The sequence below is a fragment of the Edwardsiella tarda ATCC 15947 = NBRC 105688 genome, from assembly GCF_003113495.2.
Classification (GTDB): Bacteria; Pseudomonadota; Gammaproteobacteria; order Enterobacterales; family Enterobacteriaceae; genus Edwardsiella; species Edwardsiella tarda.
Genome location: NZ_CP084506.1, coordinates 2,586,861 through 2,604,325, shown reverse-complemented (window position 1 = coordinate 2,604,325; position 17,465 = coordinate 2,586,861). Strand labels below are relative to the sequence as shown.

Here is a 17,465-nt window from a genome sequence, read left to right as displayed (position 1 = left end):
GGATGCGCATACTGGCATTGCTGCCGTTGCTGATCCTGTTGTTGTTCATCGTCGGCTCGTTGGCCGCCCTCTTGGGACAGCTTGAGGTGACGACGCTGAGCACATTACTGCGTGATGCGGAGATCCGTTTTGCATTCGGTCTCTCGCTGGCGACGGCCCTGCTATCGTTGCTTTTAGCCTGCGTGATCGCCTTGCCTGCCGCGTGGGCATTGGTACGCCTCGATCTACCGGGTAAGCGTTGGATTAATCTGCTACTCGATTTACCGATGGTGACGCCGCCGCTGGTGACCGGGATCGGCCTGCTGCTGTTATTAGGGCAACAAGGCATGGTGGGCAGTTGGTGGCCGGCGCTGGCGCAGCGGCTGTTCTCGCCATTGGGTATCGTCATCGCGCAGACCTACGTCGCCAGCGCCATTCTGCTCCGTAGCGCCAGTGCCGCGTTGGCCGCTATCGATCGTGCCTGGCTGGAGACGGCTCATAACCTGGGGTTGGCACCGTTGGCCACCTTTCTGCTGGTAGAGATCCCGTTAGTGTGGCGCGCCCTGGTGAGCGGGGCGGTACTGGCGTTGTCGCGAGCGCTGGGGGAATTCGGTGCGACCTTGATGTTGGCGGGTGCGACGCGGATGAAGACCGAGACGCTACCGATCGCGGTGTATCTCAACATTGCCGGTGGCGATTTCTCCGCCGCCGTCGGTTGTGCGTTACTGCTGATCGTGCTGGCGTTTTTGCTGCTGTTGTTGCTGCATGGGATACGTCCCCACGCCGAGGAGGGACGACGTGCTGCATGTTGAAGGATTACAGTGCGCCATTCTGCGTGAGATCAGCCTGACGGCCCCCGTCGGGCGCTGTACGGCTATTTGCGGCGCCTCGGGCAGCGGTAAGACCACCCTGTTGCGCGCCATCGCCGGTCATCTTCCTTACCGAGGGCGCGTGCAGATCGCCGGCCAGTGCGTCGATGGGCTACCCGCCTGGCGTCGTCCCTGCCGTCACCTCAATCAGCGTCTATACCTCTTTCCGTTTCTCACCGTGGAGCAGAACCTGGCACTGGCACAGTTCGCCGCCGGACAGACGCGCCATGCCGAACCACGCCAAGAGCTCCTGCAGGCCTTAGAGGTCGATCATCTGGCGCGGCGCTATCCAGGGCAACTGTCCGGCGGTGAGCAGCAGCGTGTGGCATTGGCACGCGCGTTGGTGAGCGCGCCAGCATTGCTGCTGTTGGACGAGCCGTTCTCCAGCCTGGATTGGCCGCTGCGCCGCCGGCTGTGGCAGGTGTTACGTCAGTTGCAGTCTCGCCGCGCCCTGACGTTACTCTTGGTCAGCCATGAACCGCGTGAGGTCGCGGCGTTGGCCGACGGCGGCTACTGTTTGCAGCAGGGGTGCCTGACGCCCGATGATTAAGGCATACGCGCAGCTAGCCGCCTGTCGTTTCCGCCGGGAGTGGTGCGTGACGCAGAATGGCGGCCACCAGACGCTCAGGGATCAGCGAGCGCCGAGCCGGGGCACTAAAGTGGGCGGCGCGTAGCGCGGTGGTCCAGTTGCTCGCATCGCGGGAGGCGGCGCCGTAATAGTGCATCGCCGGGTTATCGGGATCGTCGGCTGGCGCATTACTCGGTGTCGCCATCCCTTGTGCGTCATACATCAAGGGGACGAAATGCAGCGCCGGCAACGGACAGTGCCGGTAGGCGCCGTAGATCGTCGCATACTGCCGTGGGTAGGTCGTTTGCCAGTACGCGCAGGTATCGCCGCAGATCCAGGGCACCCGATCCGCCCGCCCCCCGGCCATCTGTGGCGCCATATCGGCCATATCGGCGCGGAAGCGCGCGACCATTGCCTGGAACAACGCCGGCTGGCGAGCGTACTCTGCCGTCGTCAGATCAAACTCCCCCTGCATCCAGATCAGCGCCAGCAGACGGTTGTCGGGGTTATGGCGCAACGCGGCCCGAGTCCGATCGCGCAAATCCTGGTAGAGCGGGGTCGCTACCCCCCAGCGACAGGCGTCCGCCGTCGCACCGCGTGCGGGATGATAGGCCCCCAGGTTTCCCTGCGTGAAGGCCGAGCCGCCCCGTGCGCACGGCACGATCAGGATCCCCGCCTCGGCAGGTAGGTAGGGGAGTAGAGTCTTGCCGATATGCAGCGCCTGTGCGACGCAACCATACTCGCCACGTCGCACATCGGCATGCGGATGGGTGAAGCGGCTCATGTCCTGCACATCGTGTGGGCAGTGATCCAAGGCGATCACTTGATTGTAATGGCAGGGGGGACCATAGGGGGTCTCCGTGGCGCGTCGTGCCAGCTGTTTAATGCGCGGATGTGGCGCGTCCAGGGTGTCGGGTAATGGCATGCCTTCGCCATAGGCCATCGCGTTCGACTGCCCGGCGATGGGCAAGACATAGTAGTAACGCGGCGTCGTAGGCGCTATCGTTACGTTATCGACGCTGCCGGTTGGCTGAGTCGTCATTGCTCCTCTCCTGTTTCCCACGTTATGCCACGGGCGTCTGGTGAGACGGCTCCGCGAGGAGGCTGTTCGCCTGCACATTCGCCCATCCGCGTTGCCACGGCTATCGACTATGCTGTAGTTAGGTGCCTCACCCGATGGGAGGCGGGGTGCGCCATCGGGAGAGGGGGATGGATAAGCGTATCCAGGTACTGTTATTGCTCACGCTGGTCGGCGGTTTCGCCGATGCTGGCGCTTTTGTGTTATTAGGCACCTTTACCGGCCATATTACCGGCAACGCCGTGTTGGCGATGATCTACCTGGCTCAGGGTCATTGGCGCACCCTAGGCTACTGTGCTATCGCCTTGTCCTGTTTTTTGGCGGGCACCTTCCTCGGTAGCCGCTGGCGCCAGCGGTGCCAGACCGACAACATGCCACGGCATATCGCGCCGTTGTTAGGGGGGCAAGCGCTGCTCATGCTCGCCGGGAGCGGGCTATGGCTGATGGACAGCGGAGCCGGCTTCATCCTATTGCAGGCGCTGGCCTTAGGACTACAGAATGGCGTGGTCCAGAGCCTGCGTAGCGCCAAGGTTCACTCGACCTATATCACCGGCATGTCGACCTCATTGATCAACAGCCTGGCGAACGGCTGCCAGCCGCAGGAGCGTGCGTTGCGCCGAACGCTCCTGCGCGGCATCCTCGCTTTCGTCGTCGGAGCGCTACTGGGTGGCGTATTGACCGAGCGCTTCGCCGTGCTCGGTTTCCTTGCGCTGCTGTTACCGTTATTGGCTGCCGCACGCTTGAGCCAGCGTCTGCCTGATGAGGGATAGCGCGCTATTGCCAGGCGATGGCCTGTAACTTGGCCAGGGCATCGGCCTTCTGTTGCGCGCTCAACGGGCGCAACGGACGGCGTGGATCGCCGACGTCAATGCCGTGCAGTTGCATGGCGACTTTCCCGGCGGCGACACCGCCATATTCGACCAGGACCCGGATGATGGCGATCACGCTATCCATGCAGCGAGCCACATCCTGCATGTCACCCCGGCGGAAGCTTTCCATCAGGCGCAGGTAGAGTGGCGCGGCATAGTTGTAAGTGCTACCGACCGCACTGGTGGCCCCGCAGGCCAGTCCTGCAGGCATGAATTCGTCGACGCCGAATGGGATGTCAAAACGCCCCTGTTCTACCCGCAGGCAGCGTTGATACTCATACATATCGTTGGCGTTAAATTTCATACCGCTGAGGTTGGGAATCCGCGCGGCGGCCTGGATCAGGAAACGCTCCATATCGATGTTGAGGCCAGACATACTGGAGTGGTAGTAGTAGAAACCCTTATCCGGGGCCGCCGCTGCCACCAGTCGGCAGTACTCCACCAGATCGTCCACACTGCTGGGCTTGAAGAAGCAGGGGCCGATGACGGAGGTGGCCATGATATCCAGCGTGTTGGCATGACGAGCCAGCGTCGTGGCATCGGCGATGCTTAGCGCACCGGTATGTATGATGAGATCCAGTCTCCCGTGGCTGGCGTCGACCCAGCGCTCGGCGATGCCCATCCGCTCTGCGACCGAGCAATGGATGCCCTCACCGGTGGTACCCAAGACATAGGCACCGCTCACGCCACTGGCGATCAGATGGTCGGCAATCTGATCGATCACCAGATAGTTGACGCTACCGTCGCTGTGGAAGGGGGTATGGGGCGCGGCGATTAAACCCGTTAGCTTTTTCATTCCAGCCTCCTTGATGGAGTTATGTTGTTTTGGTTTGCGTGCAAATGGAGTTTTACTCCATTTTAGATGGCGGGTGACGCCGAGGCAACCGCCGCATGAGGTCACGACATATGCGTGACATAAAATGTGACCATGCGCGCTGTTGCTGGCGGAACGTTACAAGGACTTGGCGCTACGCAGGGCCTCTAGGGTACGCAGCTTTTGCGCGCTGCGTTGTGGCTCGGCCTGAACGAGTAAGGTATACAGGAGATCCAGCACGAAGAGTTGGGCGGTCTTGGTACCAATCGAGTCACCCTGCAGTTTGCCCTGTTGGTTGCCGTTAATCAGGCTGATATCGGCGTAGCGCATCAATGCCGAGCCGAGGTTGTGCGTTAAGGCGATCGTGCACGCGCCTGCCTCACGCGCCAGCTTGAGGGTCTGTACCGTCTCCGGTGAGGCGCCGGAGTGGCTAATGGCGATGGCGACGTCACCCGGTTGCAGCAGTGTGGCCTGCATATACATGAAATGGTTGTTGCTGGTGCTGTTAACGCGGTAGCCGATGCGCATCAGCTTGTTTTTCATGTCCTCTGCGGTGATGCCGGAGGAGCCGACGCCGCAGATAAACAAGGTGTTGGCCTGGCGAATCGCGTCTACCGCCGCCTGTACCTGGGCCATATCCAACAGATTCAGCGTCTCCGACAGGACACAGTTGATCGCATTCTGGAGCTTACGGCCGATAGTCAGCAGATCGTCATCATCGGCGATTTCAGCGTCGAGCAACGGTGTTTCTTCATCGTCGTTGCGCGCCAACTCGATCGCCAGATCCAGTTTAAAATCTTGGAAGCCCTTGTAGCCGAGGGTGCGGCAGAAACGGATCACCGTCGCCTCTCCGGCCTGTGTGGCCTGCGCCAACTGGGCAATCGAGAGCTGGCTTACCTGTGTGGGCTCGGCCAGGATATAGTCGGCGATGCGCTGAGACACGCGTGTCAGGCTGTTGCGCATAGCGGAAAGGGTATCGAGGATCTTACCGGGTTGTAGTCGAATCTGCTGAGAATCCTTCATGAGAGGGCGCCTTGATTGATGAACAGCACCGTCCGGCGGCGCGGCAACAGGGGGGTTGCGGTATCGGGAAGTAGCGTAGCAAATAACGACGGCTAAAAAAAGAAGCCCGGCGCTGCCGGGCTGGGCGGGCAGAGGGGGAGGCGCTAAGCCTGATCCTGGTCGAGGCGGAGTTGTTTCGCGGGGGGGAATAACGGCGCGCTGAGCCCGCCCGCGATCACGACCGCCAGTGCCCCGATGACACCGTAGAAGAAGAAGTTGAGATCGCTGGCGTAGCGTGCCAGCAGCACCGCGATGACGCTCACCAGGATGCCGACGACGGCACTGCCGGCATTGGCGCGTTTACAGAAGATCCCCAGCATAAACAGGCCCGTCATCGGGCCGCCCATCAGACCAATCAGGCTGTTGAAGGCGTCCCACACCTCCGATTCGTTGGCGTACACCAACCATAACGTGGCCAGGCTGCTCAGCAAACCGGCAATGATGATCACCAAGCGCGCCAGCTTCATCTTCTGCGCCGTGCTGCGCTCTTGGCGGCTGAGACGCACATAGATGTCGGAGTTGAAGCAACTGGAGATACTGTTCAGGCTACTGGAGATGCTGGACTGCGCCGCGGCAAAGATGGCGGCGATGATCAACCCGGCGATGCCGCTTGGCATCTGCGTCACCACGAAGAGTGGCAGGATGCCGCCGCTGTTGAACTCTTTTGGCAGCAGTTGGGGATGTTGCTGGTAGTAGACAAATAACGCCGAGCCGATGGCGAAGAAGATGAGGGGCATGACGGCGACCAGCTTGGCGTTGGTGATCAGCGTCTGCTTGGTCTGCTCGATGGAGTCGGTGACGATATAGCGCTGAACCACATCTTGGCTGGCGGTAAACTGCTGGATGTTGGCGAACAGGAAGCCAATGGTCAGCACCGGGATGGTGCTATCGGTCCAGCTCCAGTGCCATTGGCTGGCCGGGAAGAACTTGTCGGCGCTAGCGGTAGCGTGGTAGATCTCGACGATCCCACCCTCCACCTTCCAGCAAATCATGAGGAGGATCAGCAGTGCCCCCAGAGAGAGCAGCAGGCCTTGGATCACGTCAGTCCAGATCACCCCTTCGATGCCCCCCATCCAGGTATAGATGATGCATAGGATGCTGATCAGCAACACCAGTAGCGTGGGATCGAGGGTGATGAAGGGCCGTAACGCCAGTACGGTCAGGTAGGTGATGATGGCGACCCGTCCGATATGAAACAACATGAAGGAGAGGCTGGCGAACAGGCGGCTACGGACATCGAAACGCGCCTCCAGATACTCATAGGCCGAGGTGATCTTCAACTTGCGGAAGAACGGAATATAGAAGTAGAACACCAGCGGCAGAATGGCGATCACCAAATATTGGCCGATGATGAAGGTCCAGTCGGCGGTGTAGGTTTTGGCCGGGATCGACATGAAGGTGATGGAGCTGAGGGTAGTGGCGAACACGGAGATGCCCGCGGCCCAGCCGGGGATCCGACCGCCGGCACGAAAATAGTCATCCGCTGTTTTCTGCCGTTTCGCAAAGTACATGCCCACCGACATGATTGCCAGTAGGTAACAGAACAGGACGGTGTAGTTTAGCCATCCGAAGTCATGAGCTTGCATATGTCACTCCTGTCATTGGCTGGGAGAACGCGCCGTGGTGCTATGTGGCGTGTTAGTACAGGCGCCGTGTCCCTGGCGCCTGCGGTGGGAGGATTAAAAGTGATATTGCAGTCCTACACGGTAGCGTGTCTGACGTGCATCGCTATTTTTATTGACTGCGACGTTGCCGACCTCAATATAAGGCGTGAACATTTCATTGATCCGATAAGAGAAGGCGACGTTATGTTCGTAGTTAGTCTTCTTATTGTCATATTTCAGCGCATCGCTATACATTTGTGTGTAGTTATATTCCACACGCGCGGAGTTGAAGTTGTAGCCGATATATCCATCCAGGCGATTCGTCTTTTCATCATCACTGCCATCTTGTGTCTTGCGCGCATAGTCGTAACGATAACGCCCGGCGAGGTAGAGGCCATTGTCGAAACGGTATTGCGCGCGTAGATAGGGTTTATAGATGGCGGTGTCGCTACCACTTTCAAAGATAATACCTGGCTGTAGGCTGATATTCTGATTAAGTTGGTAGTTATAACTCAGTCCCATTTCTACGGCGTTGGTGACGAGGTCACTCAGAAACTTATCCTGTTCGCTATTTACCCCACCCGATTTAACGCTGGCATCGACATAGAAACCGATGCCATTGGCAAAGCTTTGAATAATCGCGATACGATCTTTATGAATACGTGTCGTGTCTGCATATTCATGGCGAAAATCTAATGTAGTGGCGGAGAGCGCACAAGGGAGGCCTAATGTGGCCACCGCCAAGGTCAGCGAGATAATTTCTTTTTTCATTTTATATTCCCAGAGATATTGATAAGTATTTTTTGATAATTGGTCGTCTGTTACCCTCCGCCATAGCGCATCGCTAGCGTGTGCTATGGCGGCCATGCAAAGAAAATGGCTACGGCATCGCCGTGATTATTCGATGGTGAGATGACCGTTGCGCAGACTCAGGCCAATGACCGAATCCACCGCTTGACCCTGTGATGTCTCACCGCCGATCAAGTACAGCGTCTCGCCATCGCTGATCGTGACCCCATAGCCCAGCGGCTGTGGGAGCTCGCCGATGGCACGCCAGGTCTCGCCGTGTTGAGCGAAAATCGCGCGTTGATAAGTCTTGGTCAGTCCCTGATGGGCGTAGTAGTGGTGCTGACGGTAGTTAGCCCGAGCGCCGGGGAAATTGGCCCCGCCAGCCACCAGTAAGGTGCCATGGCTGTAACCCGCGTAGGCCCCGGCGAGTCCCTCTTGGAGCGGGGCTCCCGGAGGGGCAGGCAACCGGGCCTCTCCGGTCCAGCGTAACTTGTCCTGTGACCAGAGTCCGTAATGGATAGCGTCGGTACGCAGACCCGGCTTGATCTCACCATTGATTAGCGTGATGCGTTCGCCGCTACGGACTAGGGCCGAACCGGCCGTACCGGCAAAGGGAGTAATGCCTAAGGCGTGCCACTGATTATTTTTCGCATCGTACAGCAGCGCCTCGCGGCTAAAGAAATAGTCTTCGCTAGGTTTATTAAAATAATTTTGGATAATGGCTTCGCTAGCTTTTTTATCGTCTTTATGCGCGTTGATATCACGCAGATAGCCATCAAAGATGGCCTTATTGACGCCGCCGAGCAATAGCCCCTGATTTGCGTTGAGGGCGACACCAGCATGGCCGACCAATCCGCGCGGAGGATGGCTGGCAATTTTCTGCCAGCGATCGTTGGCCGGATCATAACGATAAATATCACTGAGTACCGAGGGCGTCGCATCTTGCTCCGTCACGTTACCGCTACCACCAAAGACATAGAGACTATTATTCAGCGCCAGGGTGATGGCCTGATCGCGAGGGCTACCGGGGAATTCAGCGATAGGTTGCCAACGTTTCTCCTCGGATCGTTTATCCAGGCGATACCAGGATTTATTCGCACTACCTAAACCAATATAAATAACTTCGTTTAGGATGGCGCCGGTTCCCGCCTTGAGAGGTTGGGGTAAGCGCGGTAGCGATTCCGCGCGCAGTGTCGGAATAACTGCAAGTGAGACGACTAAGGCGGCGATCAGCCGCGTAGTAGACGGTGTTAACCTAGACATAAACACTCCTATGATAAAAGAGTAATGACGCGTAAATAACACGATGACGGTTCCAGTTGTGGCACACTCGTCGCCCCTACGCGGCATGATGACGCTGTCTTTGTAGTATTGCTCCATTATAAAATGATCTTTGGAGTAATCCTTCAATATGTTTAGCGATGAAATGTGAGAGAGTTCAAAAAGCAATCTATGGCTTTATTGTCTGGCGTAGGCGGCGCTCATCACTGGGCATGGGCATGGGCATGGTCGGCGAAGAGGGGAAGAAGGCACAGAAAAATAATCGTCAATTATACTTTGCGTGCTAACATTATCTCACGTTGATTAATTACTGCCTGCTGTCACTCACTTGCCGCGCGTACGCTACCTATCAGGCGCAGGGTGAGAAGGCGGGGGAGTTTGCGGTGTAGCGATGGTGATGTCTCCCTTTTTCCCCCTGAGCGATTTGGTCGTCGGGGCCGCGTTGTACTTTCCGCCGCTATTTAAGGCGATCGCCCTCGGGTTATTCGGCTGGTTGCTACTGCATCGCCTGTTGCGCGCGCAGATCTATGGCGGCGCGATCTGGCATCCCACGCTGTGCGATCTCGCTTTGTTGGTGATCTGCATCGTCCTGGCCTTTGCCCTGCTCCTGATCGGCGGATAGCGTCTCATGAAACTGCACTCCCTCAAGTACTTCTCTAGCGTGATTGTCTGTGCCATTGCCCTGTGTGCGGGTGGCTGGCTGTGGAATTATTACATGCAGTCGCCTTGGACCCGCGATGGCCGGGTGCGCGCCGAATTAGTCACGATTACCCCGGAGGTTTCCGGTCGTATCGCGCAGGTCGCGGTCCGTGATAATCAGGCGGTGGTGAAGGGCCAGTTGCTCTTCACCCTCGACAGTCAGCCGTTCCTTATCGCGCGCGATCGTGCCAATGCCGCGTTGATGCGCGCTCAGAGCGATCTGGAGAAGGCGCAGCATGAGGCGGCGCGGCGTGCTCGGCTGCCAGCACAGGTGATCTCGGCCGAGTCACTAGATGAGGCTCGCCTCACTGCGCAGGCGATGCAGGCCGCCTATCGGGTGGCCAAGGAGGAGGTGGCGCAGGCCGAATGGGATCTGGCTCATGTCCGTATCCTCGCGCCGACGGATGGTTTCATCACCAACCTACAGACGCGGGCCGGTAATTATGCGCAGGTGGGAACGCCGCTGGTGGCACTCCTTGATCGCCATTCGTTCTATGTGATGGGGTACTTCGAGGAGACGAAGCTGCGCCATATCCGCGTGGGGGATCGCGCGGATATTCAGTTATATGATGGTGATAGGCCATTGCGTGGGCGCGTGGAGAGTATTGGCCGGGCTATCTACGATCAGAGTGCCGACCGCGGCGCAGATTTGCTCTTGAGCGTCAAGCCGAGCGTTCCGTGGGTTCGCTTAGCCCAGCGAGTACCGGTACGGATCGCCCTGTCCGATATCAAGCCGGATACGCTGTTGGTGTCGGGCATGACCTGCACCATCGTCATTAAACCGTAAGGACGGCGGAATGGGGCTGCAACTGGCAGGATGGCGTCAGTCGCCATGGGGCAGGGCGACGGCCGGGCAATGGCGTTACGCGTTGCGTAACACCCTGGCTATGTGTCTGGCGTTGTGGATCGCCTTTGCCTTGAACCTCGATGAGCCTTACTGGGCCTTTACCTCGGCGGCGGTGGTCAGCTTTCCGACCATCGGCGGGGTGATCAGCAAGAGTCTAGGGCGCATCGCCGGCAGCCTGTTGGGCGCCGGCGCGGCGATGGTGATCGCCGGCCAATGCTTGAATGACCCTTGGCTATTTACCTTCTTCATTTCCGCCTGGATTGGCTGGTGTACCTACGTCGCGAATCACCACCGTAACAACGTCTCTTACGCCTTCGCGCTGGCGGGGTATACCACGGCGATCATCGCCTTTGCCTGCGTGAACAGCGGCGATAGTCAGCAGATCTTCGACATCGCTCAGGCGCGGGTGTGCGAGGTGATCACCGGTTTGCTGTGTGGCGCCGTGATGATGATGATCCTGCCGAACGACACGGATGGCAGCAACCTGCTGAGCGCCTTACAGCGTATGCATCAGCGCCTCATGGCACATGCGGCGATGCTATGGGCCCCACAGACGGAGGAGGACTTACGCGTGGCGCATGAGGGGGTGATCCGCCAGATCTTAACCCTGGATCTGCTCCGTATTCAGGCCTTCTGGAGCCATTATCACTTTCGGCGCCATAATCCCTTACTCAATACGTTACTGCATCAACAGTTGCGGATGACCAGCGCTATCGCTGGCATTCGTCGCATGCAGCAGAATTGGCCCGATGCTCCGCCGGGTGTGGCGGAGGTATTAGCGCAGATCGTGGCGTGTCTCTCGCAGCCGGGAGGGGATGCCTATCAGACGGCGCGTCTGCTGGCGCCGTTGTATGCTGAGACCTCGGAGCGGGTGCGCCTGCAGGCCTTTAGTCAACGGGTGCAATACTTCGTCCAACTCTATCTGCACAGTGAGCGTTGGTTACGCTATCTCGCTCAGACGCCGCAGGATGGGAAGACGCATGGATTCCCCCCAGCGCCGACGACGCCATCCCTGACACACTATACCGACAGCATCGAAGCCGCCTATAACGGGCTACGCACCGGCTGCGCGCTACTGGTAGGGTGTGGTTTTTGGATTCTGACGCAATGGGATAGCGGCGCCTCGGCCTTGGCCATCGCTGCCGTCACCTGCGTACTTTACTCCAGCGTCAGCTCGCCGTTGAGTAGCCTGATGACACTATTCAAGGCGATGATCATGTTGTCGATCTTCTGTTTCCTGCTGAAGTTTGGCCTGATGATTCAGATCGCGTCGTTTTGGCTATTCTGCGCGCTACTGGCGCCGATCCTGTTGACCATGCAACTGCTTAAGCTGCAGAGCGCGCGCCATGCGGCGTTGTGGGGGCAGGTGATCGTGTTCATGGGCTCTTTCTTGGCGGTGACGAATCCGCCGCAGTATGACTATGCGAGCTTCGTGAACGGCACCATCGCCAAGATCGTCGGTGTCCTGTTGGCGGCGCTCGCCTTCCAGCTTTTGCACCCTAGCTCGGATCGACGGAAGAGTCGGCGCATCATTCGTGCGATGCGGCGTGACTTTATCGAGCAGTTGAGCGCCCAGCCGCGCCACAGCGAGGCGCAGTATGAGTCGTTGATTTACCATCGAATGAGCCAACTGACGCAGAGCCCGGATCGCCTGGCTCATCACTGGTTGCTACGCTGGGGCACCGTATTGTTGAACTGTAGTCATATCGTTTGGCAGTTGCGTGGCTGGGAGAGGCATGCCGATCCCTTGGAGCGGGTACGGGATCGTTGCCTACGCTACCTGCGCGGTATCGTCAACGAGCAGGGGGTTCGCCAGGAGCGATTGAGCCAGACGCTGGCACAATTGTCGCTGATGAGCCACGCTCTGGCTGGCCATCCGGATCCCAGCGCACGCGAGCTGGCCGGGGTTATCTGGCGTCTCTGCTGCGCGCTGACTCCGCTACGCGAAGCGATAGCGGATGAGGCTTAAGCGCTAGGCTAGGTAGAGGCTATTCAGACAATCGCTCTGTTTTTCCACCGGCAGGAAGCAGCGGATCAGCAGCTGTAGATCGATCTTCTCACCGACGAACATCACTTGCAGATAAGGCGCATCGCTGATAGTGATGCCGTGTAGCGCACAAAAATCACGCATCTCCTCACTAATCTCTAGCAGGGATAACAGTAGGCGGTAGCGGGGAGGCGGCGGTGTAGAATGCTGCTTCTCTGCAATCTGATCGATCAATGAGCGTAGACGCGGTGCATTATTCAACCCCGGACTGCGGGGGGTATGCCATCTTCGGGAGGCCATAGAACTATCCTGATGCTGACGTTTTTCTTATCGTATTGATCGTCGTTGTCGGTCTTACGCTGACGCAATGGCGCGATGGCCGCAGTGAGATGCGGCGCCGTAGGCGGGGGCGCAAGGCGACGAACGACGAAAGTCTATCGGTCAAAATGGCCATGAGTAAGCATAGCCATAAAAAGAGTCCGGCGCCTGTATAACAAGAGTCTTTGGCCAGCGTCAAGGCGCTTTTAGCAAGAAAAGAACTAATAAAAACATGGAGCTGCATATTTTCATTCAGATTTTTCGCGGAATGTGCTGCCTGGGTCGTTCGCGCTAGGTCGTTCGCCGCCGATCATACCGGCCGTCTGAATGATCATCGTGATTTAACGGAAACTAGCAGCATGGCGCGGTAACCTTATCGTGCGGGTAGCGGACACCTCGTCGGGGTAGGGGCATCTCACGATTCTATGGCACAATGAGCGGCCCTCAGCCTCCACTGTTGCGTGGACGCTGGGGCAATGTCGCGTTCGGAATGTGGTTCGTTCAGTGTGTCATGGCCTTTCTCCGCCGGCGAGCGATAGCGTCGTCTGACGGAGTGGGGAAGAGAGAGAATGGAATAAATAACGTTATGAAATACAGTTGGATTTTGTTTGATGCGGATGAAACCCTGTTCCGTTTTGACGCCTATCGCGGGCTACGCCTGATGTTTTCTCGCTTCAATGTCGATTTTAGTCTGGAGGATTACCAGACTTACGAGGCCGTGAATCAACCACTATGGGTCGATTACCAAGAGGGACGCATCGATTCGCAGCAGCTGCAAGAGCGGCGCTTCGCCGAGTGGGCCACGCGTTTAAATACGGCGGCGAGCGTTATCAATGCAGCCTTTATTCAGGCGATGGCGGAGATTTGCGAGCCCTTACCCGGGGCGCGAGAGTTAGTGCTGTCACTGCGTGGGCGAGTGCGTATGGGGATCATCACTAACGGCTTTTCCGCGATGCAGAATGAGCGTCTGCAACGTACCGGTTTGAGCGATGTCTTCACGCCGCTGGTGGTCTCGGAAGAGGTGGGGGTGGCTAAACCGGACGTGGCTATTTTTGAGCATGCCTTCGCGTTGATGAATAACCCGCCCCGTGAGCAGATCTTGATGGTAGGGGATAACCCGCACTCCGATATTCTCGGCGGCATCAATGCCGGTATTGATACCTGTTGGTTGAATCCGCGCGAGGAGCCGATGCCGCAGGGCATCACACCGAACTATCAGGTTGGCTCATTACACGAACTCCAGCAGATGTTACTGGCGTAAACCGCAGGGCAGCACGCCATAGCGCCGGATATCCGGAGGCCAATATGGCCCATCAGCAGAGAGACGGCGCAAAGGCGTGCGAGGCGGTATAGATGATACAGCCTAGCGAAAAGGGCGGCAGGTCAGCGAAACGGGCGCCGCGATAGCAACCGGCGGCGTTGTGCGCGGGGAGGGATGGCGGAGGTTAACGCTGGCGCTGGGATTTGGCCCATTGCACTTTTTGCCAGTCTTCGCAGCAGTCGCTGTCGCAGAAGTTGCCTGTCGGGATCGGTGCGTGACAGTTGTAGCAGTAGCCGGTAGGGGCCATGCTGGGTTTGTGACGGTTAGCCAGCGCCAGATCGCGTTCCAGTTCTTCCAGCGCGCTAGCGTTGTCAAATTCGTCTGCCATAGAAATACCTCAACATTTGTAGATAGGATGGACCGGCGCCGATTATACCGATTTCTGAGCGTAGCGTGGAGTGCCGAAGGTACGATTCTTGATCTTTCGGCGCGCTTGGCGTTGCAGAGGGAGGGGGGTACGCCTTTTGTGGGATAGCGCCTTTCGTGTCATTCGTTATATAATTTTGTTTATAGCGATGGGGCTGGTCTAGGGGGGCGCGATGAAGAATCACTTTGGCGATGGTGTCATGGATGGGGTGAAGTGTTACGAACCCTGCGCTGTTGGCGATATGCAACGCTATTGTTTGGATTACCGGCGTGGTTATGTCTGTGGCTTTGCGTATAGCTTAGGAAAACGCATCGATGATCGCTATCTGGCGGCGTGTCGAGCGGGGGAGTTGGCGCGCCAGTACGGCCTCGCACGCGAGGCGATCGCCGAGTTTTTCCTCAGCGGTGAAGATAGCCAGTTGCAGCGTTACTACTACCATGGCTATGAGCGAAACTGATCCAGATCGTACTCTGCGGTGATGCTCTTCCTCTCTCTCGCCGCTCTCTGGTAGGCTAGCCGGGTCCATATAGTCTGATTCGAAAGGAGAAGAACATGAGCGTATCGGCTCGCAATCAGTTGCAGGGAACCATTTCAGCCTTAGCAGAAGGTGCGGTCAACGATGAGGTGGAGTTGACGCTGGAAGGGGGGGAGAAGCTCGTCGCCGTGGTGACCAGCGCCAGCCGTGAGGCGATGGGCCTCGCTCAGGGCAAAGAGGCGATTGCCCTGATTAAGGCGCCTTGGGTGGTATTGGCGTCGGAAACCTGTGGATTGAAATTCTCGGCGCGTAACCAGTTTGCCTGTGCAGTGACCGCGTTGCAGCACGGTGCCGTGAATACCACCGTCGAGTTGACCAGCGATAGCGGGCTGCGCCTGGTGTCGATCATCACCAATGAGAGCGCCGATAGCATGGCGTTGCGTCCGGGGAGCCGGGTCATCGCCTTGGTGAAAGCCTCGAGTGTCCTGCTGGCGGTGCGTCAGTAAGCGTATCCAGATCAGTCAAAAAAAGCGCCCGAGGGCGCTTTTTTTCGTGGCAAATCCAGTGGATTACGCCTTACTGAGCGGCTTCTGCATCCTGATACTGCGGCGGCGGCTGGCGGAAACGACGCGTCAGCACCGCCAGGTAGCCCAGGCCGATGGCGGCCCATACCAGACCCAGCGTCATGGAGCTGGCCTCCAGGTTCATCCACAGTACGCCGACGGTCGCCGCACCGATTAACGGCAGGATCAGGTAGGCGATGGTGTCCTTCAGTGTCCGGTTACGGCGTTCACGAATATAGAACTGCGAGATCACCGACAGGTTGACGAAGGTAAAGGCGACCAGCGCACCGAAGTTGATCAGCGCCGTTGCCGTGACCAGGTCGAAGGAGACCGCCGACAAGGCGATGGCACCGACTAACAGGACGTTGAAGGCAGGGGTACGCCACTTCGGATGGATATAACCGAAGAAACGCTCCGGGAAGACGCCATCGCGGCCCATCACATACATCAGGCGAGAAACCCCGGCGTGTGCCGCCATGCCGGATGCCAGCACGGTGACGCAGGAGAACACCAGAATGATGGACTGGAAGAACTTACCGGCCACATACAGCATGATCTCCGGCTGCGAGGCATCCGGATCCTTAAAGCGGGAGATATCCGGGAAGTAGAGCTGCAGGAAGTAGGAGACCACGATGAAGATAATGCCGCCGATCAGCGCCGTCAGGAAGATGGCCTTCGGGATCACGCGGCCTGCATCCGGCGTCTCTTCCGACAGCGAACTGATGCCGTCGAAGCCGAGGAACGAGAAGCAGAGGATAGTTGCCCCGGTGATCATCGGGATCAGGTGGGCATCCTCCGAGACGAACGGACGGCTGCTGAGCAGGGTGCCGGCGCCTTCGCCCTGCGTGATGCCATGCACCACCAGGCCGAGGAAGATCACCATGATGGCGACCTGGACGATCACGATGCCGGTGTTCAGGTTGGCCACCAGGTTGATGCCACGCAGGTTGAACAGGGTCATCATGGTGACCAGAGCCATGACGAAGATCCACGACGGGACGCCGGGGAAGATCGCTTCCAGGTAAATTTTGGCCAGCAGAATGTTGATCATCGGCATAAACAGATAATCAAGCAGCGAGGACCAGCCCACCATGAAGCCGACGTGCGGGCTGATCGCCTTCTGCGCGTAGGTGTAGGCGGAGCCGGCGGACGGGAAGCGTTTAACCAGCTTTCCGTAACTGATCGCCGTAAACAGGATGGCAATCAGCGCAATAGCGTAGGAGGTGGCAACGTGACCATTGGTCAGTCCACTGACGATGCCGAAGGTATCGAAGATCGTCATCGGTTGCAGGTATGCCAAGCCCATCATGACGACCTGAACCAGGGTCAGGGTCTTGCGTAGCTGAACGCGATTTTGTGCGGTAGCGGTATTAGCGGCCATGACGCAGTCCTCCCATGCTCTCGACGTTTTGATTTGATGAAGCGCAAAGCGGAGAGGTCACAGGAAAACTTCGTGTGAAGCGGTATGCAGGATATTCAAAGAGGGGATGGGATAAAGAAGCGCGTGCGGAAAACGGCGCGCCTGCCCCATAGTCGCTGCTGCTGCAGCGCATACCGGTAAAGCCCGGTGCGAAAGCGAATGATTGCCCCATCTAGGTTTCCTCAGTCAACATGCGGGGGACCGCATAAATAGCTATTTATCATGTCCGGTCGAAGGCCGGCCTCAGTCATCTACTTAATTTTCTGCACTACAAAAAAATAACCGACGTCCATTGGTCTTTACTTACTGACACAACGTAAAACATCGGCTATTCGCAGGGCGCGTATTTTGCCCCAGTCAAATCGTGATGACAAGCCAATAATCACATTTATTAAATTTATTTTTGTTTAGTGAAGGTCATGCATAACTAATTGTTTTTATTTGATTTTTTATGTTACTTGCTCGCAATAGCGCGCAGGAGGGGCGTTTGTTGGGCGGATTTGAAACAAATTGACATAAAACAGTGTTAGTCCGGTCTTTTTTCGCCGCCCATGG

At 57.7% G+C, this 17,465-nt stretch carries 18 protein-coding genes; 9 read left to right on the top strand and 9 right to left on the bottom strand.

Annotation, left to right across the window (positions count from 1 at the left end; genetic code table 11):
• Positions 1 to 2: 2 nt before the first annotated feature.
• Positions 3 to 791 carry an ABC transporter permease gene (locus DCL27_RS12100; RefSeq protein WP_005283267.1) on the top strand — a complete coding sequence of 263 codons (789 nt, stop codon included), beginning with the start codon at positions 3 to 5 and terminating at the stop codon, positions 789 to 791.
• Positions 778 to 1,398, top strand: coding sequence for an ABC transporter ATP-binding protein (locus DCL27_RS12095; RefSeq protein ID WP_035596516.1), 621 nt, complete (start codon positions 778 to 780; stop codon positions 1,396 to 1,398). Before DCL27_RS12100 ends, DCL27_RS12095 begins: the two co-directional genes overlap by 14 nt.
• 13 nt (positions 1,399 to 1,411) lie before the next feature.
• Here DCL27_RS12095 and DCL27_RS12090 read toward each other — a convergent pair whose 3' ends face one another.
• On the bottom strand, positions 1,412 to 2,458 hold the full coding sequence (locus DCL27_RS12090) for a sialate O-acetylesterase (protein ID WP_035596515.1): 1,047 nt from the start codon (positions 2,456 to 2,458) through the stop codon (positions 1,412 to 1,414).
• 167 nt (positions 2,459 to 2,625) lie between these two features.
• Here DCL27_RS12090 and DCL27_RS12085 point away from each other — a divergent pair, with 167 nt between their 5' ends.
• Entirely contained in the window at positions 2,626 to 3,264 is a 639-nt protein-coding gene (locus tag DCL27_RS12085; RefSeq protein WP_181880788.1) for a YoaK family protein, read from the top strand.
• 4 nt (positions 3,265 to 3,268) lie between these two features.
• On the opposite strand, the gene DCL27_RS12080 is transcribed toward DCL27_RS12085, so the two are convergent.
• The 5 genes from DCL27_RS12080 to DCL27_RS12060 form a co-directional block, all read right to left on the bottom strand.
• Positions 3,269 to 4,159: a dihydrodipicolinate synthase family protein gene (locus DCL27_RS12080; RefSeq protein ID WP_035596508.1), complete on the bottom strand. Its 891-nt coding sequence runs from the start codon at positions 4,157 to 4,159 to the stop codon at positions 3,269 to 3,271.
• Positions 4,160 to 4,315: 156 nt separating this feature from the next.
• On the bottom strand, positions 4,316 to 5,200 hold the full coding sequence (locus DCL27_RS12075; RefSeq protein WP_035596506.1) for a MurR/RpiR family transcriptional regulator: 885 nt from the start codon (positions 5,198 to 5,200) through the stop codon (positions 4,316 to 4,318).
• 143 nt (positions 5,201 to 5,343) lie between these two features.
• Entirely contained in the window at positions 5,344 to 6,825 is a 1,482-nt protein-coding gene (locus tag DCL27_RS12070) for a sodium:solute symporter family protein (RefSeq protein WP_035596503.1), read from the bottom strand.
• Between the two features lie 93 nt (positions 6,826 to 6,918).
• The gene (locus tag DCL27_RS12065; RefSeq protein WP_035596500.1) at positions 6,919 to 7,614 is read right to left on the bottom strand and encodes an oligogalacturonate-specific porin KdgM family protein; all 696 of its coding nucleotides are present in this window, start codon (positions 7,612 to 7,614) and stop codon (positions 6,919 to 6,921) included.
• 126 nt (positions 7,615 to 7,740) lie between these two features.
• The gene (locus DCL27_RS12060; protein WP_035596497.1) at positions 7,741 to 8,895 is read right to left on the bottom strand and encodes an N-acetylneuraminate epimerase; all 1,155 of its coding nucleotides are present in this window, start codon (positions 8,893 to 8,895) and stop codon (positions 7,741 to 7,743) included.
• Positions 8,896 to 9,304: 409 nt separating this feature from the next.
• Here DCL27_RS12060 and DCL27_RS12055 point away from each other — a divergent pair, with 409 nt between their 5' ends.
• The 3 genes from DCL27_RS12055 to DCL27_RS12045 are packed head-to-tail and all read left to right on the top strand — an operon-like array spanning position 9,305 to position 12,428.
• On the top strand, positions 9,305 to 9,535 hold the full coding sequence (locus DCL27_RS12055; protein WP_005283294.1) for a DUF1656 domain-containing protein: 231 nt from the start codon (positions 9,305 to 9,307) through the stop codon (positions 9,533 to 9,535).
• 6 nt (positions 9,536 to 9,541) lie between these two features.
• Complete coding sequence (locus DCL27_RS12050) at positions 9,542 to 10,399, top strand: efflux RND transporter periplasmic adaptor subunit (protein ID WP_005283297.1); 858 nt, start codon at positions 9,542 to 9,544, stop codon at positions 10,397 to 10,399.
• A 10-nt stretch (positions 10,400 to 10,409) separates the two neighbouring features.
• Positions 10,410 to 12,428, top strand: coding sequence for an FUSC family protein (locus DCL27_RS12045; protein WP_035596494.1), 2,019 nt, complete (start codon positions 10,410 to 10,412; stop codon positions 12,426 to 12,428).
• Positions 12,429 to 12,431: 3 nt separating this feature from the next.
• Here the strand turns inward: DCL27_RS12045 and DCL27_RS12040 are convergent, their stop codons facing one another.
• Positions 12,432 to 12,746, bottom strand: a complete 315-nt coding sequence (locus DCL27_RS12040; RefSeq protein WP_035596491.1) for a hypothetical protein — start codon at positions 12,744 to 12,746, stop codon at positions 12,432 to 12,434.
• Positions 12,747 to 13,350: 604 nt separating this feature from the next.
• On the opposite strand from DCL27_RS12040, the gene yjjG reads away from it, so the two are divergent.
• Positions 13,351 to 14,025 carry a pyrimidine 5'-nucleotidase gene (yjjG, locus tag DCL27_RS12035; RefSeq protein WP_005296742.1) on the top strand — a complete coding sequence of 225 codons (675 nt, stop codon included), beginning with the start codon at positions 13,351 to 13,353 and terminating at the stop codon, positions 14,023 to 14,025.
• A gap of 184 nt (positions 14,026 to 14,209) precedes the next feature.
• On the opposite strand, the gene DCL27_RS12030 is transcribed toward yjjG, so the two are convergent.
• The gene (locus DCL27_RS12030) at positions 14,210 to 14,413 is read right to left on the bottom strand and encodes a hypothetical protein (protein ID WP_005296746.1); all 204 of its coding nucleotides are present in this window, start codon (positions 14,411 to 14,413) and stop codon (positions 14,210 to 14,212) included.
• Between the two features lie 211 nt (positions 14,414 to 14,624).
• Here DCL27_RS12030 and DCL27_RS12025 point away from each other — a divergent pair, with 211 nt between their 5' ends.
• Complete coding sequence (locus DCL27_RS12025) at positions 14,625 to 14,909, top strand: DUF2623 family protein (RefSeq protein WP_005283322.1); 285 nt, start codon at positions 14,625 to 14,627, stop codon at positions 14,907 to 14,909.
• Between the two features lie 95 nt (positions 14,910 to 15,004).
• On the top strand, positions 15,005 to 15,433 hold the full coding sequence (locus DCL27_RS12020) for a TOBE domain-containing protein (RefSeq protein ID WP_005283325.1): 429 nt from the start codon (positions 15,005 to 15,007) through the stop codon (positions 15,431 to 15,433).
• A 70-nt stretch (positions 15,434 to 15,503) separates the two neighbouring features.
• Here DCL27_RS12020 and DCL27_RS12015 read toward each other — a convergent pair whose 3' ends face one another.
• A complete protein-coding gene (locus DCL27_RS12015) occupies positions 15,504 to 16,871 on the bottom strand; it encodes an APC family permease (RefSeq protein ID WP_005296749.1) in 1,368 nt (455 codons plus the stop codon).
• Positions 16,872 to 17,465 lie beyond the last annotated feature (594 nt).